This is a genomic window from Acholeplasma laidlawii PG-8A (assembly GCF_000018785.1).
Classification (GTDB): Bacteria; Bacillota_I; Bacilli_A; order Acholeplasmatales; family Acholeplasmataceae; genus Acholeplasma; species Acholeplasma laidlawii.
Genome location: NC_010163.1, coordinates 1,217,204 through 1,236,603 on the forward strand (window position 1 = coordinate 1,217,204; position 19,400 = coordinate 1,236,603).

Annotated in this window: 21 protein-coding genes, 1 riboswitch and 1 other annotated feature; of the genes, 5 read left to right on the plus strand and 16 right to left on the minus strand. The window is 32.3% G+C overall.

The features are described 5' to 3' along the window. The first annotated feature begins 87 nt into the window (after positions 1–87). Together ACL_RS05750 and ACL_RS05755 are read left to right on the plus strand one after the other, a co-directional pair. Complete coding sequence (locus ACL_RS05750; RefSeq protein WP_041634261.1) at positions 88–762, plus strand: MIP/aquaporin family protein; 675 nt, start codon at positions 88–90, stop codon at positions 760–762. 6 nt (positions 763–768) lie between these two features. Further along, the gene (locus tag ACL_RS05755; protein WP_012243093.1) at positions 769–1,146 is read left to right on the plus strand and encodes a hypothetical protein; all 378 of its coding nucleotides are present in this window, start codon (positions 769–771) and stop codon (positions 1,144–1,146) included. Positions 1,147–1,205: 59 nt separating this feature from the next. Here the strand turns inward: ACL_RS05755 and ACL_RS07325 are convergent, their stop codons facing one another. From ACL_RS07325 to gap, 13 genes are all read right to left on the minus strand, one after another. After that, on the minus strand, positions 1,206–1,772 hold the full coding sequence (locus ACL_RS07325) for a folate family ECF transporter S component (RefSeq protein WP_012243094.1): 567 nt from the start codon (positions 1,770–1,772) through the stop codon (positions 1,206–1,208). 43 nt (positions 1,773–1,815) lie between these two features. After that, a riboswitch (THF riboswitch) is annotated at positions 1,816–1,903 on the minus strand. Positions 1,904–1,926: 23 nt separating this feature from the next. Further along, positions 1,927–2,592, minus strand: a complete 666-nt coding sequence (locus ACL_RS05765; RefSeq protein WP_012243095.1) for a uracil-DNA glycosylase — start codon at positions 2,590–2,592, stop codon at positions 1,927–1,929. Then, positions 2,552–3,217, minus strand: coding sequence for a S26 family signal peptidase (locus tag ACL_RS05770; protein WP_012243096.1), 666 nt, complete (start codon positions 3,215–3,217; stop codon positions 2,552–2,554). The genes ACL_RS05765 and ACL_RS05770 overlap by 41 nt, the downstream gene beginning before the upstream one ends. Continuing rightward, the gene (locus ACL_RS05775) at positions 3,201–3,833 is read right to left on the minus strand and encodes a V-type ATP synthase subunit D (protein WP_012243097.1); all 633 of its coding nucleotides are present in this window, start codon (positions 3,831–3,833) and stop codon (positions 3,201–3,203) included. Before ACL_RS05775 ends, ACL_RS05770 begins: the two co-directional genes overlap by 17 nt. 6 nt (positions 3,834–3,839) lie before the next feature. Then, positions 3,840–5,276: a V-type ATP synthase subunit B gene (locus ACL_RS05780; RefSeq protein ID WP_012243098.1), complete on the minus strand. Its 1,437-nt coding sequence runs from the start codon at positions 5,274–5,276 to the stop codon at positions 3,840–3,842. Positions 5,277–5,293: 17 nt separating this feature from the next. After that, on the minus strand, positions 5,294–7,045 hold the full coding sequence (locus ACL_RS05785) for a V-type ATP synthase subunit A (protein WP_012243099.1): 1,752 nt from the start codon (positions 7,043–7,045) through the stop codon (positions 5,294–5,296). Further along, complete coding sequence (locus ACL_RS05790; RefSeq protein WP_012243100.1) at positions 7,046–7,615, minus strand: hypothetical protein; 570 nt, start codon at positions 7,613–7,615, stop codon at positions 7,046–7,048. A 7-nt stretch (positions 7,616–7,622) separates the two neighbouring features. Further along, entirely contained in the window at positions 7,623–7,937 is a 315-nt protein-coding gene (locus ACL_RS05795; protein ID WP_012243101.1) for a V-type ATP synthase subunit F, read from the minus strand. Positions 7,938–7,953: 16 nt separating this feature from the next. Beyond that, on the minus strand, positions 7,954–8,406 hold the full coding sequence (locus ACL_RS05800; RefSeq protein ID WP_012243102.1) for an ATP synthase subunit C: 453 nt from the start codon (positions 8,404–8,406) through the stop codon (positions 7,954–7,956). Between the two features lie 12 nt (positions 8,407–8,418). Further along, positions 8,419–10,332 (minus strand): V-type ATP synthase subunit I, encoded by a 1,914-nt coding sequence (locus tag ACL_RS05805; RefSeq protein WP_012243103.1) that lies wholly within the window; start codon positions 10,330–10,332, stop codon positions 8,419–8,421. A gap of 8 nt (positions 10,333–10,340) precedes the next feature. Continuing rightward, entirely contained in the window at positions 10,341–11,372 is a 1,032-nt protein-coding gene (locus tag ACL_RS05810; protein WP_012243104.1) for a V-type ATPase subunit, read from the minus strand. Further along, positions 11,369–11,686 (minus strand): hypothetical protein, encoded by a 318-nt coding sequence (locus ACL_RS05815; RefSeq protein ID WP_012243105.1) that lies wholly within the window; start codon positions 11,684–11,686, stop codon positions 11,369–11,371. The genes ACL_RS05810 and ACL_RS05815 overlap by 4 nt, the downstream gene beginning before the upstream one ends. Before the next feature lie 178 nt (positions 11,687–11,864). Further along, on the minus strand, positions 11,865–12,878 hold the full coding sequence (gene gap / locus ACL_RS05820; protein WP_012243106.1) for a type I glyceraldehyde-3-phosphate dehydrogenase: 1,014 nt from the start codon (positions 12,876–12,878) through the stop codon (positions 11,865–11,867). A gap of 170 nt (positions 12,879–13,048) precedes the next feature. Here gap and ACL_RS05825 point away from each other — a divergent pair, with 170 nt between their 5' ends. Next, a complete protein-coding gene (locus ACL_RS05825; RefSeq protein WP_012243107.1) occupies positions 13,049–13,606 on the plus strand; it encodes a CYTH domain-containing protein in 558 nt (185 codons plus the stop codon). A 117-nt stretch (positions 13,607–13,723) separates the two neighbouring features. On the opposite strand, the gene ACL_RS05830 is transcribed toward ACL_RS05825, so the two are convergent. From ACL_RS05830 to spx, 3 genes are all read right to left on the minus strand, one after another. Next, on the minus strand, positions 13,724–14,479 hold the full coding sequence (locus tag ACL_RS05830) for a nuclease-related domain-containing protein (protein ID WP_012243108.1): 756 nt from the start codon (positions 14,477–14,479) through the stop codon (positions 13,724–13,726). Positions 14,480–14,601: 122 nt separating this feature from the next. After that, positions 14,602–15,582, minus strand: coding sequence for a helix-turn-helix domain-containing protein (locus tag ACL_RS05835; RefSeq protein ID WP_012243109.1), 981 nt, complete (start codon positions 15,580–15,582; stop codon positions 14,602–14,604). A 71-nt stretch (positions 15,583–15,653) separates the two neighbouring features. After that, complete coding sequence (gene spx / locus ACL_RS05840; RefSeq protein ID WP_012243110.1) at positions 15,654–16,115, minus strand: transcriptional regulator Spx; 462 nt, start codon at positions 16,113–16,115, stop codon at positions 15,654–15,656. A 235-nt stretch (positions 16,116–16,350) separates the two neighbouring features. On the opposite strand from spx, the gene pepF reads away from it, so the two are divergent. Further along, positions 16,351–18,114, plus strand: a complete 1,764-nt coding sequence (gene pepF, locus ACL_RS05845) for an oligoendopeptidase F (protein ID WP_012243111.1) — start codon at positions 16,351–16,353, stop codon at positions 18,112–18,114. A 40-nt stretch (positions 18,115–18,154) separates the two neighbouring features. Continuing rightward, positions 18,155–18,331: a binding site (T-box leader), on the plus strand. Between the two features lie 49 nt (positions 18,332–18,380). Continuing rightward, positions 18,381–19,385, plus strand: a complete 1,005-nt coding sequence (trpS, locus tag ACL_RS05850) for a tryptophan--tRNA ligase (RefSeq protein ID WP_012243112.1) — start codon at positions 18,381–18,383, stop codon at positions 19,383–19,385. Positions 19,386–19,400 lie beyond the last annotated feature (15 nt).

The window sequence follows — 19,400 nt, forward strand, 5'->3', positions numbered from 1 at the left end:
ACCTTGATTATAACATGAAACTTTTGTTTATATTTTGGTATAATTGTAATAAAGAAAAAATACTTTAGAATCAAGGAGATGAAATATATGAAGTTAAAAGCCTATATGGCAGAGTTTATTGGAGCGTTCGCTCTAGTTTTAGTGGGTTCAACCGCTGCAGTATTAAACTTAGAATTATCTAGTATTGCCTTAGCATTTGGACTTATTCTTATGGCTATGATTTATGCAGTAGGTTCCACATCAGGAGGTCACTTTAATCCTGCAGTATCGTTTGCGATGGCACTGACTAAAAGATTATCTTGGAAAGATTTTGGAATGTATAGTTTCTTCCAATTACTTGGTTCCTTAATCGCAGTGTTATGTTTAGTACCATTTGTTGGTGACTTATCTAATTTAGGTGCTAACCAAATATTTGGTGACTTTGGTGGTCAAACAGGCATCTTAATTTTATTATTAGGTGTCTTAGTTGAAGTGATTGGTACATTCTTATTTGTCTTTGTGATCTTGCGTGTTACAAAAGAACCAAATCTAAAGAGTCTTGCAGGTTTAATCATTGGTTTAACACTTGCAGCACTTATTTATTTTACAGGTCCTCTTACAAATGCAAGTTTAAACCCAGTGCGTTCGATCTTCTCAGGACTATTTCAAGGTGGTAAAGCATTAGAACAAGTTTGGATATTTATTGTAGGACCTATGATTGGTGCATTTCTAGCTGCTGTTGCTGCACCGTATTTTGATCAAGTGCCTGAAGAAAAGGCTTAACATATTATGTATAGAAAACATCTATACTTAATCAGTTTAATTCTACAAAGCATTCTACTTCTATTATTTATTATTTTTTTAGTGGATACCTTAGTTAGATATCCAAATGGTGTAAGAGTGAGTGACTTTATATTTGCATTCCTATACTTAATTGTTTTACTACTTTTTACAATCTACCACTATAGAAGTCCATATCACGAAATGAAGTCTGCTATCTATCTAGCCATCTACTACATTTCACCCATCATCATTATCGGTTTGTTTTATTTATTAGACCCTACTTCATCAGTGGGTACATATGATACCCTTGATATGTTTATCTTTAGTGTTTATGCACTTAACGGACTTATTCATTTACTCACCATTGTTGGTAAAGAATTCTAATTCTAACAAAAAAAGCATTTGACTTAAAACTTTAATTAGTTTATCAAATGCTTTTTATTTTATGTGTTTTTAGTTCGCTTTTGTTCGAAAAACTCCATATATAGTGGTTCTAATCTGGTATTCACAGTAAATGTCACATAACTGATAATGATAATGTTAACCGGCATCATAATGAGTCTTAGTGGTAGATTTGCTGTTGCATAAGCAATTGCACTATCTAAATTATTAGAATACGCATAGCTACTTAAGAAACTTGCGAGTGTAGAAAAACTAGTTGCCATGATATGTGATGCAATGACAGCAATCAAAATACGAACCCAGCCTGACTTTCTTCTTGCGATGAGATAAGGAATCACACCCCAACTAATAGCTTGTAGTGCAAACATAAAGTCATATGCAAATTGAGAGCCCCCTGCAAAAAAACCTACTGCATCTGAAATAAAGCCCATCATACCACCATAGATTGGGCCTAGTACAATCGAACCTACTACAAGTGGGATTGCATAAAAGGGAAACCCAAAGCTTTGATTTGCTGGAACAATCGATTTAAATAATATATCTAGCACAATCGATAGTGCTGTTAAAACTGCAGCAAGTGTCAGTTTCCTTAAATTTTGTTTAACCATTAAAAAAGACCTCCTTAGTCGAGATCCACTTAAAATATAAAAGCGGATCAGAAATATACACCGCCATAAATACTTATGTTCGTTCAACTAATCATCCACTAACCAGTTGACACTTGACGCATATACCTCTAAATGAAATTATATCTATTATACATTATTTAATATGCCAGTCAACTGGATTGACATGATGCATCATTAAATAATGGTTTGCTTTTGAAAAAGGTTTAGAACCAAAGAATCCTAATCTTGCTGAAAAAGGTGATGGGTGTACACTTTCTATCACCATGTGTTTGGGGTTCGTTAAAAGTGGTTTAATGTCTTTTGCTTGATTCCCCCAAAGGATAAAGACAATCGGTTGATTTAATAAATTGATATGTCTAATCATTTGGTGTGTAAAGATTTCCCACCCTTTATTCTTATGAGAAAGTGGTTTAGATGCTTCAACAGTTAAGACCGTATTAAGCAACAAAACACCCTGCCTAGCCCAGGATGTTAAATCACCTTTTGTTGATATATCGATATTTAAATCATCTTTTAATTCTTTATATATGTTTTTTAAGCTTGGTGGTAGTTTTTCATTTAATGTTGAAAAACTTAAACCATGCGCTTGGTTTGGTCCATGATATGGATCTTGACCAAGGATAACAACTTTAAGATTATTTACAGAAGTATATAAAAACGCATTAAACCAATCCTTTTTTGGTGGATATATCGTTTCAGTTAAAGAACGCTCATCCAAAAAAGACATGAGATTTTTAAAATACGGCTTTATTAGTTCTTCATTCATCCAGTTTGTCCACATTGGTATTTGTATCTCCATTTAGGTTTTCATCAGGTGTGTTTGTTTCACCTAATTTTTCTTGTTTTTTATGTTTGTCATATTGATAAAGGACAATGAGTCCGATCACTAATCCAATATTGATAATAATCACTGCAACACCATAAGGGGATGTAATAAATGCAGAAACCATAGACATTTTTATGGTTGACTGGTGACGTCCAATAATATCTTCTGGTTTTAATCTATAAATTTCCGTTGAAGATCTTCGCCACTCATCTAATCTACGAAGTTCTGGTGCTAGATTATATTGTGAGTGTGGGTAGGTAAGAATATAACCTTCATCGTCAATATCATAAAAGTGATGTGTTACAACATCCCTTATATACATACCTACTCTACTGTTATAAAAGTATGTTTCAAAGATAATGATGTCACCATCTTCGAAACTTTCAACATCGGTATCTTTTACAACAACAATATAATCCCCCGTCATAATTAACGGTTCCATAGATTCTGATACAACACGGTACCAACCAATGCCAAATACTTTAACCAAGCCGTTTGGAATAAATAAGGATACTGCAATGACAATCAGTAAAAAGAATGTAATACCGTAATATAAGATATTCTTGATTAAACGGATATACTTAGATTTGTTTTCCATTCACTTTAGCCTTTTCTTGTTTATTTTTGATGGTTTTTAAGCGAATAAACTCTTCTTGGTCTTCAGCTTCTAGTCTTTCTTTAATCCAATGGATATCTTTATCGAGGTTTGGTAGTATGACATTTTTTAATGCATTATGTCTTTTTTTAGTTTGGCGGATTGCATTGGCTAATCTATAGAGTGTAGACTCTAATTTTGCAAGTTCTACGGTTAAATCTCTAGCATCTTGAAATGTTTTGTATGCATAGTCAAATTTAGAGTTTGTAGCACGTAATCCATAACTTAAACGTATATTAGGTTTTTCATATAATATCACTGGTAAGTCCACACCCATTAAAGAACGGTAAGTGACTTGTAGGTTTTGGTCAATTGGAATTGCTTTAGCAATCTCACTGACAATACCTAGTGTGATATTTGCATCTTGTAATGCTTGATATGCCTTTTTATAAGTTTGTTGTAGTTTGGCACGTACCTCTGTAATATCCGTGACTAAAGTTAATACTTCTTGTATTAAAATATTTTTCTTTCTATCTAATAAAACCTCTCCATTTTTAGCGAGGGCTTCTTTAGCTTTAAGATGTATTAGGTTACCTTTAGTTGGAATTACTTGGCTCATAAATTATTAGTTCTTTCCAAGCATGCGCTCAATTGTGTCATTGTCATTTAATTCAAATCTTGCATATGCTTTTTCTTTGTTAATATATTGACTAATTTGATCTCTGCTTAGTCGGTTTAATTGATCTTCTGGTAATAGACTTAATAAATCCCATCCTAAATCTAATGAATCACCTAAACGTCTAGATTCTTCACCTTGATTAATAAAGTGGGTTTCAAATAATTTACCAAACATCATAAAGTGTTGATCACTTGTACTAAGTTCATCTTCACCAATTACTTGGCTAAGTGCTGTAACTTCATTATATTTTGCATACGCAGCAAGTAATTGGTCTGCTACGATTGCATGGTCTTTTCTCGTATAATCTGCACCAATACCATCTTTCATTAAGCGTGATAGTGATGGTAGTACACTAATCGGAGGGAAAATACCTCTTTGTTTTAATTGTCCATCTAATACAATTTGACCTTCTGTAATATATCCAGTTAAGTCAGGAATTGGATGTGTAATATCATTATTAGGCATTGTTAAGATTGGAATTTGAGTCACTGAACCAGATTTACCTTCAATCATACCAGCACGTTCATATAGGGATGAAAGGTCTGAATACATATATCCAGGATATCCTTTACGTCCAGGAATTTCACCTTTAGAAGATGAAAATTCTCTTAGGGCTTCACAGTAGCTTGTCATGTCCGTCATAATAACTAATACATGATAGTCTTCATGGAATGCTAAATATTCTGCAGTTGTTAATGCTGCACGAGGTGCTAAGATACGTTCAACAATTGGTTCAGATGCTGTGTTTAAAAACATAGCAACTCTATCCATAACATGTGCTTGTTCAAATTGTGATTTAAAGTATTGTGCTACGTCGTGTTTAACACCCATAGCTGCGAATACGATACAGAACTTTTCATGTTCTTTTTCAGCAATTTTAGCATGTTTAACAATTTCTACAGCAAGTTCATTATGTGTTAAACCTGTTGCTGAAAAGATTGGAAGTTTTTGACCTCTAATTAAAGTAGCTAATGTATCAATAGATGAAATACCTGTTTGAATGAAGTTTTTAGGATATCTTCTAGATACTGGATTCATGGATTCACCATTGACATCCATACTTACATTGGAAAAGATTGGTCCTAAACCATCAATTGGTAGACCTGCACCGTTAAATGTGCGTCCTAACACTTCTTTAGATAAACCCATTCTTAATGGATGACCTAAAAATTTAGTGTATACATCTTTTAACATCATACCGTCAGTACCTTCAAATACTTCAACAGCTACGATATCACCCGATATTTCAATGACACGACCATGACGTACTTCATTGTTACCAATACGGATTTCAACGACTTCTTCATAACCAATATCTTTTGATCCTTCTAAAAAGATAATTGGACCCTTAATCGCTTTTAGACCTACATATTCTAAACTCATATTTAATTATCCTCTCTTTAGAAAATTGAATCAATCGTTTGATCAATTAGATGTTTTAACGTGTCAAATTGATCAGTTGGTTCATTTCCGATTTCATATTTCATTTGAATGACTTGATCAAATATACCTGATTTTAAGATTAGTGATAAAGCTTTACCTTTTTCAATAAATCTTAATGAACTATCATATAGGTATAAAATGGTTTCAATCATGTTTAATTGTTTATGTAGTGGTACGAATGTATCCACTGCATTAAATGCATTTTGTTGGAGGAATCCAGTACGGATAACGCGTCCAATTTCAATTGTAAGTTTTTGATTATCTGGTAAAACATCACTACCCATTAAACTTGCAATTTCATTTAATTTATATTCTTCAGCTAGTATACTTAAAATTCTACTTCTATATTTTAAGAATTTAGGATCAAGTGTATTGTCATACCAACTTGATAAATCATAAATATATTCAGAATAACTTAAGTTCCAGTTAATTGCAGCAAAGTGTCTTTGATGCGCTAGTGATTTATCAAGTGCCCAAAATGCTCTAACAAAGCGTTTAGTATTTTGAGTAACTGGTTCACTAAAGTCTGCTCCTTGTGGAGAAACTGCACCAATAATTGAAACTGATCCCGTAGATCTGTTTTGATTAATCATCATACCAGCACGTTCGTAGAATTTAGAGATACGGCTTGGTAAGTAAGATGGATAACCTTCTTCAGCAGGAATTTCTTCAAGTCTTGCTGAAATTTCACGAAGTGCTTCTGCCCAACGTGATGTAGAGTCGGCCATAATCGCAACATGATAACCCATATCACGGTAGTATTCAGCAACCGTAAGACCAGTATAAATACTAGCTTCTCTGGCTGCAACTGGCATGTTGGATGTGTTTGCAATTAAAATGGTTCTATCCATTAAAGTTTGATTGGTTCTTGGATCGACTAACTTCGTAAATTCTTCCAAGACTTGTGTCATTTCATTTCCACGTTCCCCACAACCTACATAAACGATAATGTCTGCATCAGACCATTTAGCGAGTTGATGTTGTAACATGGTTTTACCTGTACCAAATCCACCAGGAATTGCAGCTGTACCACCTTTTGCAATTGGAAATAAAGTGTCAATGACACGTTGTCCAGTAATCAGTGGTGTAGATAATTCAAGTCTTTCTGTAACAGGTCTTGCTTTTTTAATTGGCCATGTTTGGTATAGTTTTAATTCCACATCGCCTGCTTTAGTTTCTAATACTAAAACAGTATCTTTAACTTTATACGTTCCAGAAGGTTTCACTGATTTTGCAATACCTTCTATATGTGGTGGCACCATTAAACGATGTTCAATCGCACTGGTCTCTTTAATCACTGCATATACCATACCGCAACCTAAATAGTTACCTTCTTGAACTTTAACTTCGACATCAAATGTTTGTTCAAAATCCAAACTTGGAATATTAGAACCAGCTTTAATAAATGGACCATCAGAGTCTTTTATTTTTTGAAGTGGTCTTAAAACCCCATCAAAAATATTACCCATTAAGCCAGGTCCAAGCATGACTGAAACAAGTTCACCTGTAGGGTAAACTAAGTCACCAACTTTTAAACCTTGTGTGGTTTCATAAACTTGGATAACTGTTTCAGTATCAGAAATGGAAATGACTTCTCCAATTAATCTTTTTGGTCCAACATAGACCATTTCTAACATCTTAAATTCGTCTGTAGAACCTAGTTTAACAACTGGTCCGTTAATTACTTTAATTGTATTTTTCATAAACATCTACTCACTAAACCATTTCGCGTTTTCATAGAAGTATTTACGTGCTTCTTCTAAATTTGAAGATACAGTTTCAACAACTAAACGGTTTAAATTTTCATTATAAAGAATAAAGCCTGCACGTATATTAGGATTTAACTTCACCTTCAAGTGGCTTGGTGCAATATCTTTATCTAATGGGTTTAACTCTATCGTATCAAAAGATTTAAGATCATACTTAGATAGTTTCTTCTTAAACCACTTAACGCTTTCTGGTGTTTTTCTAAACTCTTTTATATTTTCTTCAAGCGTATCAAATAATTCATCAATCAGATGCATTCTTTTTTCCATAACTAAAAGATCAAGCGTACGTTGCTTAACTGATAGTTCTTCTTGGTATTGTTTGTAAATATCTCTAGCACGACTTGATAAGATATCTAACATTTCTTCTTCAAGTTCTTTTTTGAATTTTTGGCGTGCTTCTGACTTCATGCCTTCAATTTCAGATCTTAAAGTTTCAATCTCAAGACTAGATTCCTTTTCAATGGCTGTCTTGAAATATTTACTTAGTTCTTCGTTATTGTTAAATTTCATGATACACCTACTTTGTTAGTTTTACACCGATTGCTTTAGATACATAATCATCGACACTCTCACCCATATTTGATTGTCCGTGTCTATCTGGTATTTCTATAAATAATGGGTTTTGATTTCTAAGTTTTAATTCAGATATTAATTCAGGTGCCAGTAAAACGACCTTGGTAGTGAGTAAAACAATCGCAATCGATTCATCTTGCGTAATAGTTTTTAATCTCTCAACAAGGTGTGTTTTCTCATGGATGACTTCACCTTCGATGCCTACTAATCTTAACCCGACTAATGTGTCTACGTTGTCACTTAAAAGATAAAACCTCATGATAATTTCCCTTTAATTAAGCGATTGCTGGAATCGTATTTAAAATCAAGATAGAAATTAACATACCGTAAATCGCAACCCCTTCGCCTAAAGCAACGAAGATTAATGATTTACCTAAGTTTTTTGGATTTTCAGAAATAGCACCAATCGCTGCTGGCGCTGCTGCTGCAACGGCAATACCCGCACCAAGTGCTGATGCACCAGTTGAGATCGCTGCACCTAGATAACCAAATGCTGCTGCTTGATAGAAAAATCCTGATTCAGCTACACCTGGCGTTGCAAACTCAGCTGCAAATGCAAAAGGTGCAATGATTGCTACTGTAAAGAAGAATGTTGCGAATAAACCAATGTGTAACATAATTCTTTTTTTAGCTGATAAAGCTGATACTGAACCCTTAAAAACTTTAACTAAAGGTAATGCGATAAAGATTACCCCTAACACGATGATACTTAATAAAATCCATTCCATAATTCTTTCCTCCTAAGATATTGGATTAAACACAATTCCGTCACCATCATAGTAACGTGAAAACATTTCATAAAACTCTAATCTTAATACTTGAATACTTACTAGTAAACCTTCAAGACCCATAACAAATAAGTTACCTAATACTAAGACAACAAGGTTTGTACCACCATTTGCTAAAGTATTAACTACCATCATTAACCCCGCATGCACTAAAACGAATCCGGCAACACGTAAGAATGATAAGGTGTTTGTTACATAACTTAATATAATTTCAAACATTTCAAATACTGCTTCTGTTAAGAATCCACCAACACCATCAGGAAACATTGCTTCCCCATGGAATTTACGTTCAATTGGTTCTTGTAAGAACATCAGTACGACTGGTATACCAATGAATAATAGGATAGGTATAATTGAGAACAATCCAGGAATTTGTAACAACATACCACCTGCGATACCAAATAAGATATAACCATAAAATATGAGACCAGCTAGACCATTAGGGGAAGCGATTGCTTTTGCATATTCTTTAAGTTTAAACTTATAGAATGTGCTTACAAAGATTGACATTAAGAGTAACATCGCACCAAAGCTTACACTGAGTAACACGAGTGTCATCGTATTACTAGATGACATCGCGTGAAATGGTAGGAAATCTAAGCCTAACCAATCATAAAGTGGCATTAAGAATTCTTGGTTACCAAAGAATTCACCATAAATAAGACCGAAGAATGCGCCACTTAAGCCGATTCTAGCAATAATTGGGCCTAAACTCCAATTTTTAAACTTACCTAGTAAGAATCCTATGAGTGATAATAATAACCCTTGACCTAAGTCACCAAACATCATACCAAATAATAAGGTATAAGTGATTGCCATAAGGTTTGTAGGATCAATACTACCATAGGTTGGCGTACCATACATTTCAACATAAGTTTCAAATGGTTTACTAAACCAATTGTTTTTAAGTTTAGTAGGTGGTGTAAAGCGTCTATCACTTTGAGCTTCTGATGCATCGACACTTAAGTTGCCTAAACCATCAAATAACTTTTCAAATTGAGACACTTTGTTAGCTTCAACAAATCCAGAAATTGACATTCTGTCACCAAGTAACACAACGTGACGTCTTGATTTGTACATGAGATCAATAAACTCTAATTCACCTTTAATGATACCTAGACGTTCTTGATATTTTAGTACTAAATCAATTAAGATTTGTCTAAACTCTTTAATCTCTTGTTCGTTTTTCTTAATCACTTCTCTTAATGCTTCTTGAGCATTTTCTGGTGTACCATGTACAAAGTCAGGAATGTAAACACGCTCAAAGTATAGTGATGTAAATAAGTTATCAATTTCGCGTTTATATTCATTAGACGTTAAATATAGACACCATAACTCTTTAGTTTCTTTTTCTTCCGTAAAAGGAATAAAGATAAATGGTTTATGACTATAATAACTAATACGTTCGATACTATCAAATGGTAGTTTACCAATACGTACAGTAACAAATTTAGTAGAGAATAAATCATCAAATGATAATTCTAAATCCGCTAAATTTTCTAATTGCTTTAAAGCAATCAATATATTAGAGTTTTCTTGCTCTAATGCTTTAATATCATCAAATTCTATTTTAAATTCTTGGTGAGATTTTAAAATATATTGATGCATATCATCTAAAGTTGTCTTTAATTTTCTTGTTTTAACAGGCAGTAAGGTTAAGTTAAGCTCTTCTTCAATCTCATGGATTTGTTCAAGTAACTCTGTTGCAGGGTTTGTACCCTCAAAAGTAGTTGAACCATGCACAGTACTTAAAATCTTTTGATTATCTACTGGATGGAATCCTGAAAAATCAATGAATCTTCTTAAGACCTCATCGACCATACTTTTATCCGCTGTTAAGTTGACTAATTTCATTTTTGTTATCATAAGGACCTCTAAAATACCATCATGGTTCTGATTTCACTTTCTGGTACACTGTATCTTATACCTTCTATTAAGTGAATTAAATTACTTACTTCTAAATCTGATAAGATCATATAACCTAAGAAGACCATCGATGGATGTGTACCATAATACATCAGTTTATTTGCGATCTTATATTGCATATGATCTGTAAAATATTCTAAATATATTTGGTCATGTTCACCCACAAATGCTTTATCGCCCATTTCAATGATGCGATTTAAGATTTGATTTGGATCTTCTACTTTTAGGATTTGATCTAACTTTTCTTCTCCAATGCGATTGGTTGGAATCAGTGTAGATTTAATCTCTAAATTACTTACTTTATAATATTTCTTTAAACGATAAATCTTAGTGATGTTTTCAATTTCAATTTTGGATTTGAAAACATCTTCTAATTCTTTTTTACGATTACCTTTGTAATGTTTTTGAATATGTGTGAAGGCGTAATCGTAATAATCATTTTCAAATAAAGCTTCAAACTCATAATACTTAATATCTTCGTTTTTAATGTTTCTAAAACTCTTTAACATCTCTTGATATTTAGTACCTTTTAATGCCTCAACAAATTCTGCTAAATTCTTTGTGAGTGCAATAGCTTCAAAATCAATTTTGGAATACTGGTTAAAGTAGACCGGTAAATCTTTAACAACATCATATACTTCACTAGAAATAAAACTACGTATCATCGATAAGAGTACTTCATGTTCTTGATGTAGAAGACTCAGCAAATAAAAAGATTGATCTTTCATCTTTAAGAATTTAATGATACGCATTAAATCATTAAATTTTTGACGACGAATGAGACCTTCAAGTCGACTTCTATTAATTGTATTTTCTGAAACCTTACTTAAAATATCTTGATAACCTGGATGTTTCTTCAAGAATGAAGATACATCAGAAAGTGATCTTTTTTTAAGTAGTTCATCATAATCACTAGATTTTAAGGCATTCGCACGAATGGTCTTAATCTTAGTAATTAGTGCATTATGTGCGCCAATCAATTATCTTCACCTAATATAAAATCCATTAGTTCTTTTAACCAAACATCTTTATTAGCTTCATATTGCTTAACGATGTTTGCTTCCCTAATGGCATTTTTTTCTTGATATTGAACAAGACGTTGTTCAAATAATATTTGAGCATCAACCTCTAATTGTTTGGTTTGTTTCTCAAGTTCAAGTAGTTGTTGATTCTTTAAATCAGCCTTCATTTCTTTAAAGGAATTGAAGAGTTCTTCTTTTTCTCTTTTTAATTCTTCAATTTCTAATCTGGCTTGTTGATCGAGTTGAATAACCTCACGAATTAATGTTTTCATAGTCTTTTATTCGCCTTCTTTGCTTACTTTTATTTCTATCATTTATGTTTATGCATCGTTATGTATATGATAGCATAATTTTGTACCTTTTTCATTATAGTCCTATGCTTTTTAAATTACAAGGGTAAAAAAGATAAAACCCCGCAACCTAGGCTACGGGGTAAGATCGATTGCTATTTTACTTAGTTAAATTAGCGATTTTTGCCATTACTCTGATTAGTTGAGCAGTATATGACATTTCATTGTCATACCAACCCATAACTTTAACAAATTTAGCATCTGTCTTTAAGATTTGAGTTGTGTTTGCATCATAAACTGATCCAAAATGAGAACCAATTACGTCAGCAGAAACGATTGGATCTGGTTGATATTGTAATGATTCGTTAGCAGCAGCTTTGAAAGCAGCATCAATTTCAGCTAATGTTACTTCTTTACCTAATTCAACTGTTAAGTCAACGATTGAACCAGTAATTGTAGGTACACGTAAAGCTGTTCCGTCTAATTTACCTTTTAATTGAGGTAATACTAAACCGATTGCAGCAGCAGCTCCTGTTGAAGATGGAATAATGCTAGCAGCAGCAGCACGTCCACGTCTTGACATGAAACCTTTTTTGTGTGGTTGATCCATTAATGATTGGTCATTAGTGTAAGCATGAACAGTAGTCATGAAACCTTTAACGATACCAAAGTTGTCATCTAAAACTTTTGCTAAAGGAGCTAAAGCATTAGTTGTACATGATGCAGCTGAAACGATTGTTTCAGTTCCATCTAAGATGTCATCGTTTACGTTGTAAACAACAGTTTTAACGCCTTCACCTGTTGCTGGTGCAGAAACTACAACTTTCTTAGCACCCGCTTTGATGTGTAAACCAGCTTTTTCAGCTGATGTGAATAATCCTGTTGACTCTAATACTACGTCAACACCAAGTGTACCCCATGGTAACTCAGATGGATCTTTTTGAGCGTAAACAGTGATTGATTTACCATCAACTACTAATTTATCTCCGTTTGTTGATACTTCATGACCTTTGAAAGGACCTTGAGCTGTATCATACTTTAAAAGGTAAGCAAGAGTTTCTGTATCAGTTAAATCGTTGATTGCCACAACATCAAATGCTGGGTTATCTACCATTAAACGAAACGCAAGTCTACCAATACGACCAAATCCGTTAATTGCTACTTTGATAGCCATATGTAATTCCTCCTAATATTTTGATTTTTATTCACTACTATTTTATCATAATAATTTTATTATGCTCATATTTTAGGATATTTTCGAATTGTAAACGTTTACTTACCATAATCCCCATTATTTAAAATTTATTGCAACTATGATATAATTATTACAAGAGGTATATTATAATGCACATGAATGTAGAAATTGAATTTAAAACACGCATCACTAAAGAAAAATATGATGAACTTATTGATATATTTGAATTAGACCAAAATGTTTTCAAACAAACTAACTACTATTTTGATACACCTGACCTTGATTTAAACAAACGCTCTATGGTCCTTAGAATCAGACATAAAAGAGACGCTTTTAAATTAACGTTAAAGTCTCAAAGTGAAACAGGTTCATTCGAGTATCATGTCTTAATTGATGCTGAACAAGCTGAAAAGATGAAAAAGGATGGATTCCATACAAAAGAATTCTTCGAACAAATTGATTATCATGTATATTTTCAGACATCATTAGACAACTTTAGAGCATCTACACCTTACATGGGTGGTATTCTATTCTTAGATTATAATGAGTATTGCGGTAGAACCGATTACGAACTTGAATATGAAGCAGATCATTTTGAAACTGGTTTAGAAATCTTTAACAAGATGTTACACAAATTCAATATTGAATTTGAACAAACCAAGAGAAAAAGCGAACGTGCACTACTTTGTATTGTACCAACTAAATAAACACTTAACAAACGTTTAAACTTCTAAGTTTAGACGTTTTTTTATCATAAAAACACCTACTGATATCAAGTAGGTGTTTTTACATGGTGCTACTTAAGGTTCCCCGCCCTTAAACCATCACTTTTGAATCAACTGGCTAACCTCACTTACGTGATTAGTCTTCGTTGATTGATCTTTCAATATGGCCGAATTTAATCTAGACTTTATTTCATTTAACATGTCATCACTAAATATATCTGGTCCATGGGATAATATATCTTTTGTATATTTTATAGTATTTTTTGTCTGCATCACAGGTGATGTGCTATCCACTTGGATTTTACTTAACTTACTTCGATTTGAAAAGCTAACCACTGGATAGACTGATTCAAATGGAATGGTTAAATAGTTTTCTAGTGCTTTATGGTGTGCATAGTTTTGCCTTAACGGATTATAAAACTTATGTTTACTAAAATAATTTAAAACTTGTGTCCAATAGGTATCTAGTTTAGAACCATAAATATAGCCCCCATAGTTTTTAACTTCGTATACAATTAAACCTTTTTTGCTGACAACTAATAGATCTAATTCTGTATGTGTTGTATTTAAACCTGGTAAATAAATATTTGTATATATTTCATCTTCTTTAACAAGTCTTTTAAGTTTACGGTATAACCTAAACTCACCCATATGACCTTTGTTAAAATAAGTTTTGAAAAAGCCATTACCTGACTTCTTCTTATAGCCACTTTGGTAGATAGTTATCACATCATAGATAAAACAAATGATTTTAATTAATAGGTTGATCGTAAATATTGTCAGTGTTACAAGTAATGAGGCTACCCCTACAAACACATCTACAATATCTGCTTGTTTCTTTTTTCTTCGTGCCATCTTTTATGCCCTCTTTTCAAGTTATCTTTAATCGGTATGCTCATTATAGCGACATAAAAAATAAAAAAAAGATGTTGTGACAATACAGCAACATCTTCTATATGATTGTGACAATTATTCAACTATTTGTCTTGATAAAGCTTTTGAGGTGGTTTACCGTGGGCATCAAATATAATCTCATATTGATTATAGTACTTGGAGATATTGATAAAATCTATAATGTTTAAACTATATAATAAACAGCTTAATATAAGTATAGGAATATTTAATGTAGTTGCAAACAACGTAAACAATATATAAACAAATTGAAACGAACTAAAACTTAAAAGTAATAGACTTAAATCATAGCCATCTAACTGATTATCATAGCGAACCACTTTAAATCTAAACGGTATGTGTGCGACAGATACTATTAAGAGCATCATTTGAAGCAGCATAACTACTATATAAAGACTCATGATATAAGCTATCGATGCCTCTAATTGAGTGAATAACAAGATACAAAATACTAACAGTAGAATCATCAGTATGAACATGATAATTCTACTGTAAATATTTAGTTTAACTGAAACTTGCTTAAGTGGTTTAGCTTCATAATATATATCATCAGTATAATTGATAATAAACTGTTCTCTTCTTTTTAGATATCTAATAAGTATATATAAAGAAACAGTCAACATACCAAACACTACAATCATAAAATAATCACTATTTAATTTAATAATCTGTGCAACAAAAGATACTATTACAGATATAACTACGAATAAAAATATTAATATAACAGGTTTTCTTAAGAAAGGTTTATAGTTTAAAAATAGTTTTATTTTTTGTGGTATTTGAGGTTCAAATCCGGCTTCTACTGCACCGATTCTTAAAAGTTCATTTTTAGTGTAGTAAAGTTCATTAACACTTATATTAAAATATGAAGCCGCTTGATAAATATGTTCCGGACTCATGTTAGAAACACCACTTTTCCATTTAGATAAAAGTGTCCTATCTAAATCGTTTGCTAGTGCGTAAGCTGACATCGTAATACCTTTGGACTTCAAATGCTTAAAGAAGTTATCCTGAATAATTTCTTGTCTTCTTGTAATTTGATCCATTTAAAACCTCTCCACATAGTATCATTATAAAGTCATTGTACCATGAATAAAAAAAGAATAACTCGTAAAAGTTATTCTTTATCAGTTTCATTTGTATCAATTGTTGCAAAATATCTGCTTAATGTGTCTTCGTAATGTGTAAAATCCTCCTCAGAGTTTTCTCTCATGATCATTTCACGTAATTTCTTAGGAATAAACACACGAATTTCTTCATCATTATAACCTACTTGCATGCGTTTAGCATCCACGATAATTGGTCGTTTTAAAACAGATGGATGGTTAATAATGAAATTTTTAAGTTCAGATACAGACATATCTTCTACTTCTAATTCTTGTTCTTTAAATACTTTAGAACGTGTTGAAATAATGTCATCAAATCCGTTTTCAGCGTGATGTAACATCATCTCAATGTCGGTATCATCTATGCGGTGGTTGAATAAATTCTTTTCCTCATATGCTACCTTATGCTCATCGAGCCACTTTTTTGCCTTACGACATGATGAGCAACTTGGAGTCGTATAAATTGTAATCATCTTTAGTCTCCTCCTATCATGCTACTCTAATTATATAGGGCTAACGCCTTCAAGAGTGTCTACTGTTATTATATAGTTTTGTCAAACAATTTACAATAGTAAACCCGGAATTTATTTTTAACCTCAAACTGAAAACGTATTCATTAAACAAATGTGCATATAATAACTTGTTTTCTTTATATTTTTGTATTTTATTGATATAATTACTATAATTTATTTAAGGAGCGTGGACCATATGTCAAAATGGGATTTATCAGTCTTTTATCCAAATGATGAAGCATGGGAAAAAGATTTTAATTTATTAAAAACAGAGGTTGCTAAATTCAGTAATTTCAAAGGGAAACTAGGGAATTTTGATGATTTCTTAGCTTATCATAAATTCGATGAAGAAGTCACTAAACTCTTATACAAAGTATATGCATATGCACATTTAGCATCAGATTTAAACTTAAAAGATACTAAGAAAATGCAAATGAATCAACAAGTTGGTTTAGTGTTATCCGAGTTAAATCAATTAACTTCATTCATCTCACCAGAGATTATTGACCTAGGAAAAGATACTGTGCTAGCATTTGTTGAAAAGGATGAATTCTTAAAACCATTTAAGTTTCCTTATGAAAAGTTATTTAGAGGTCAAGAACATATTCTAGATGCGAAGAGTGAACAGTTAATGTCTAACTTCTCACCAATTAAGAATATCCCTACTTCTTTATACCAAGCATTATCTACAATTGATCGTAAAGATGAAACAATTAAGTTATCAGATGGAAGTGATGTATTAGTTACTCAAGCTCAATTTAGAGCATTAATTGAAGATGCTAAAACACCTGAAGATAGAAAAGCAATTTTTGAATCTTTATATAGAAAATATGTAGATAATAAAACAGCATTTGCTGCAACATACAACTTAGTTTTACAATCTCTATCAGCAAATAATAAAAATAGAGGTTATGCATCCAGTTTAGATGCAGCACTCTTTAACAATAATATTCCTACTTCAGTATTCCATAACTTAAAAGATACTGCATATGAAAATACACATACATTAAAACGTTATATTGAAATTAGAAAAAAAGCTTTAGGTATGGACGAGTACTTCACATATGATCGTTTCTTACCACTTGCAAAATCCGGTAAAAAATATCCATATGATGAAGCCAAAGCACTATTCCTAGAATCTATTAAAAACTTCCCTAAAGAATTCGTTGATAACCAAAAAGATGCAATCAAAGATGGCTTTGTAGATGCACAACCTCAAGATGGTAAACGTAGTGGTGCTTATTCTTCTGGTATGTATGGTCATCATCCATTTATCTTATTAAATCATAATGATACATTAGATGCAGTCTTTACCCTAGCACACGAAGCAGGACACTCAGCACACTCAATTTTCTCTGATGCTGCACAACCAATGGCTATTTCTAACTACACAATCTTTGTTGCAGAAATTGCATCAACATTTAATGAGCATGCTCTATTAGATTACCTATTAGAAAAATCTAGTTCTAAACAAGAAAAGATTGAATTACTATCTTTAGCAATCGATAACATTCATTCAACCTTCTACCGTCAAACTTTATTTGCTACTTATGAATATGAAGCCAATAAACTTGTAAGTGAAGGGAAACCAGTCAATGAAAAAGCATTAAGCCAAATCATGATTGATTTATACCAACATTACTATGGTTTAGATATTACTAAAGAACCTGGTAAACAATATGTTTGGGCATATATCCCTCACTTATTCTACACACCGTTTTACGTATACCAATATGCAACAGCATTTAGTGCTTCATTAAAGATTTATGATAATGTTAAATCCAATGAACCTAAAGCATTTGATAACTATATTGCGATGTTAAAAACTGGTGGATCTATGTATCCAGTAGATGAAGCAAAAATTGCTGGTGCAGATTTAACTAAGAAAGAATCTTTCCAAGCAGTCGTTAAACGTATGGAATCTTTATTAGATCAACTAGAAGCTTTATTAAACGAATAATCTTTATAATTGACTATTCAAACATAAAATTATACAATATGAATAAGCAATGATAAGAACAAGTAACTACTAACTTTTTATTTAGAGACCTATAGCTTGGTGAAATATAGGAAAAACTTAGTCGTGAATGGACCTTGGAGCTTATACAACTACATATAAGTGCTAGATTTTTATCTAGAACTAAGGTGGTACCGCGAAATTACATTTCGTCCTTAGAAGTTTTATACTTTTAAGGACGATTTTTATTTATAGAAAGGAATTATATGATGAAAAGACTTGTATCAGGCATTAAACCAACCGGTGAGTTAACACTTGGTAACTACATTGGTGCAATCAAACAATTTGTTAAACTACAAAATGAATTACCAGATACCGAATTCTTTATTTTTATTGCTGACCTACATGCAATAACAACCCCACAAGATAAGCAATTATTAAAAAAGAGAGTACGCGATATTGCAGCATACTATATCGCATGTGGACTGGATCCAAACAGAGTGAACTTATTTGTTCAATCTGAGGTGATGGAACACGCTATGCTTGGTTACATTATGGAATCTACTGCTTATATTAATGAAATGGAGCGTATGATTCAGTTTAAAGAAAAGCGTACCTCACAAACTGAAGGCGTTCGAACTTCCCTTTTAACTTATCCAGCACTCATGGCTGCAGATATTTTACTATATGATGCAAGTATCGTACCAGTTGGGGAAGACCAAACTCAGCACTTAGAACTTACAAGAACACTAGCTCAAAGATTTAATCACTTATATGGTGATACATTCGTCATACCTGAAGGTCATGTTACTAAAGTTGGTGCTAAGATTAAAGACCTTCAAGAACCAACCAAAAAAATGAGTAAGTCTGAGGGCTTATCTCAAAAATCTTATATTTTATTAGAAGATAATTTAAATCAAATTAAAAATAAGATCAAGTCTGCTGTAACAGATTCAGATACTAAGATATATTTTGATGAAGTCAATAAACCAGGTATCTCTAACTTGCTTACAATTTATTCAGCAATTACAGATACACCAATGAGTGATATCGTGGATAAATACAAAGATGAAACATCTTATGCCGGCTTTAAATCTGATTTAGCTGAAATCGTTGCAGAACATATTGGTCAAATCCAAGAAAATTATAAAACTTTAATGGCTTCAAATACCTTAGACGATATATTAGATACGGGTGCTCAAAAAGCGTCCATGTATGCTCAAAGAAAAATTTTGAAAATCCTCTCGAAAATGGGCTTGAAAAGAAAAAAGTGATTTTATAATCACTTT

Coding starts and splice junctions, on each gene's coding strand:
- ACL_RS07325 (WP_012243094.1), bottom strand. CDS start 1,772: ATGGTTAAACAAAATTTAAGGAAACTGACACTTGCTGCAGTTTTAACA.
- ACL_RS05750 (WP_041634261.1), top strand. CDS start 88: ATGAAGTTAAAAGCCTATATGGCAGAGTTTATTGGAGCGTTCGCTCTA.
- ACL_RS05775 (WP_012243097.1), bottom strand. CDS start 3,833: ATGAGCCAAGTAATTCCAACTAAAGGTAACCTAATACATCTTAAAGCT.
- ACL_RS05800 (WP_012243102.1), bottom strand. CDS start 8,406: ATGGAATGGATTTTATTAAGTATCATCGTGTTAGGGGTAATCTTTATC.
- gap (WP_012243106.1), bottom strand. CDS start 12,878: ATGGCTATCAAAGTAGCAATTAACGGATTTGGTCGTATTGGTAGACTT.
- ACL_RS05830 (WP_012243108.1), bottom strand. CDS start 14,479: ATGGCACGAAGAAAAAAGAAACAAGCAGATATTGTAGATGTGTTTGTA.
- ACL_RS05780 (WP_012243098.1), bottom strand. CDS start 5,276: ATGAGTTTAGAATATGTAGGTCTAAAAGCGATTAAGGGTCCAATTATC.
- ACL_RS05825 (WP_012243107.1), top strand. CDS start 13,049: ATGCACATGAATGTAGAAATTGAATTTAAAACACGCATCACTAAAGAA.
- ACL_RS05755 (WP_012243093.1), top strand. CDS start 769: ATGTATAGAAAACATCTATACTTAATCAGTTTAATTCTACAAAGCATT.
- ACL_RS05770 (WP_012243096.1), bottom strand. CDS start 3,217: ATGGAAAACAAATCTAAGTATATCCGTTTAATCAAGAATATCTTATAT.
- pepF (WP_012243111.1), top strand. CDS start 16,351: ATGTCAAAATGGGATTTATCAGTCTTTTATCCAAATGATGAAGCATGG.
- ACL_RS05785 (WP_012243099.1), bottom strand. CDS start 7,045: ATGTTTATGAAAAATACAATTAAAGTAATTAACGGACCAGTTGTTAAA.
- ACL_RS05805 (WP_012243103.1), bottom strand. CDS start 10,332: ATGATAACAAAAATGAAATTAGTCAACTTAACAGCGGATAAAAGTATG.
- ACL_RS05765 (WP_012243095.1), bottom strand. CDS start 2,592: ATGGAGATACAAATACCAATGTGGACAAACTGGATGAATGAAGAACTA.
- ACL_RS05790 (WP_012243100.1), bottom strand. CDS start 7,615: ATGAAATTTAACAATAACGAAGAACTAAGTAAATATTTCAAGACAGCC.
- ACL_RS05835 (WP_012243109.1), bottom strand. CDS start 15,582: ATGGATCAAATTACAAGAAGACAAGAAATTATTCAGGATAACTTCTTT.
- ACL_RS05795 (WP_012243101.1), bottom strand. CDS start 7,937: ATGAGGTTTTATCTTTTAAGTGACAACGTAGACACATTAGTCGGGTTA.
- ACL_RS05815 (WP_012243105.1), bottom strand. CDS start 11,686: ATGAAAACATTAATTCGTGAGGTTATTCAACTCGATCAACAAGCCAGA.
- spx (WP_012243110.1), bottom strand. CDS start 16,115: ATGATTACAATTTATACGACTCCAAGTTGCTCATCATGTCGTAAGGCA.
- trpS (WP_012243112.1), top strand. CDS start 18,381: ATGAAAAGACTTGTATCAGGCATTAAACCAACCGGTGAGTTAACACTT.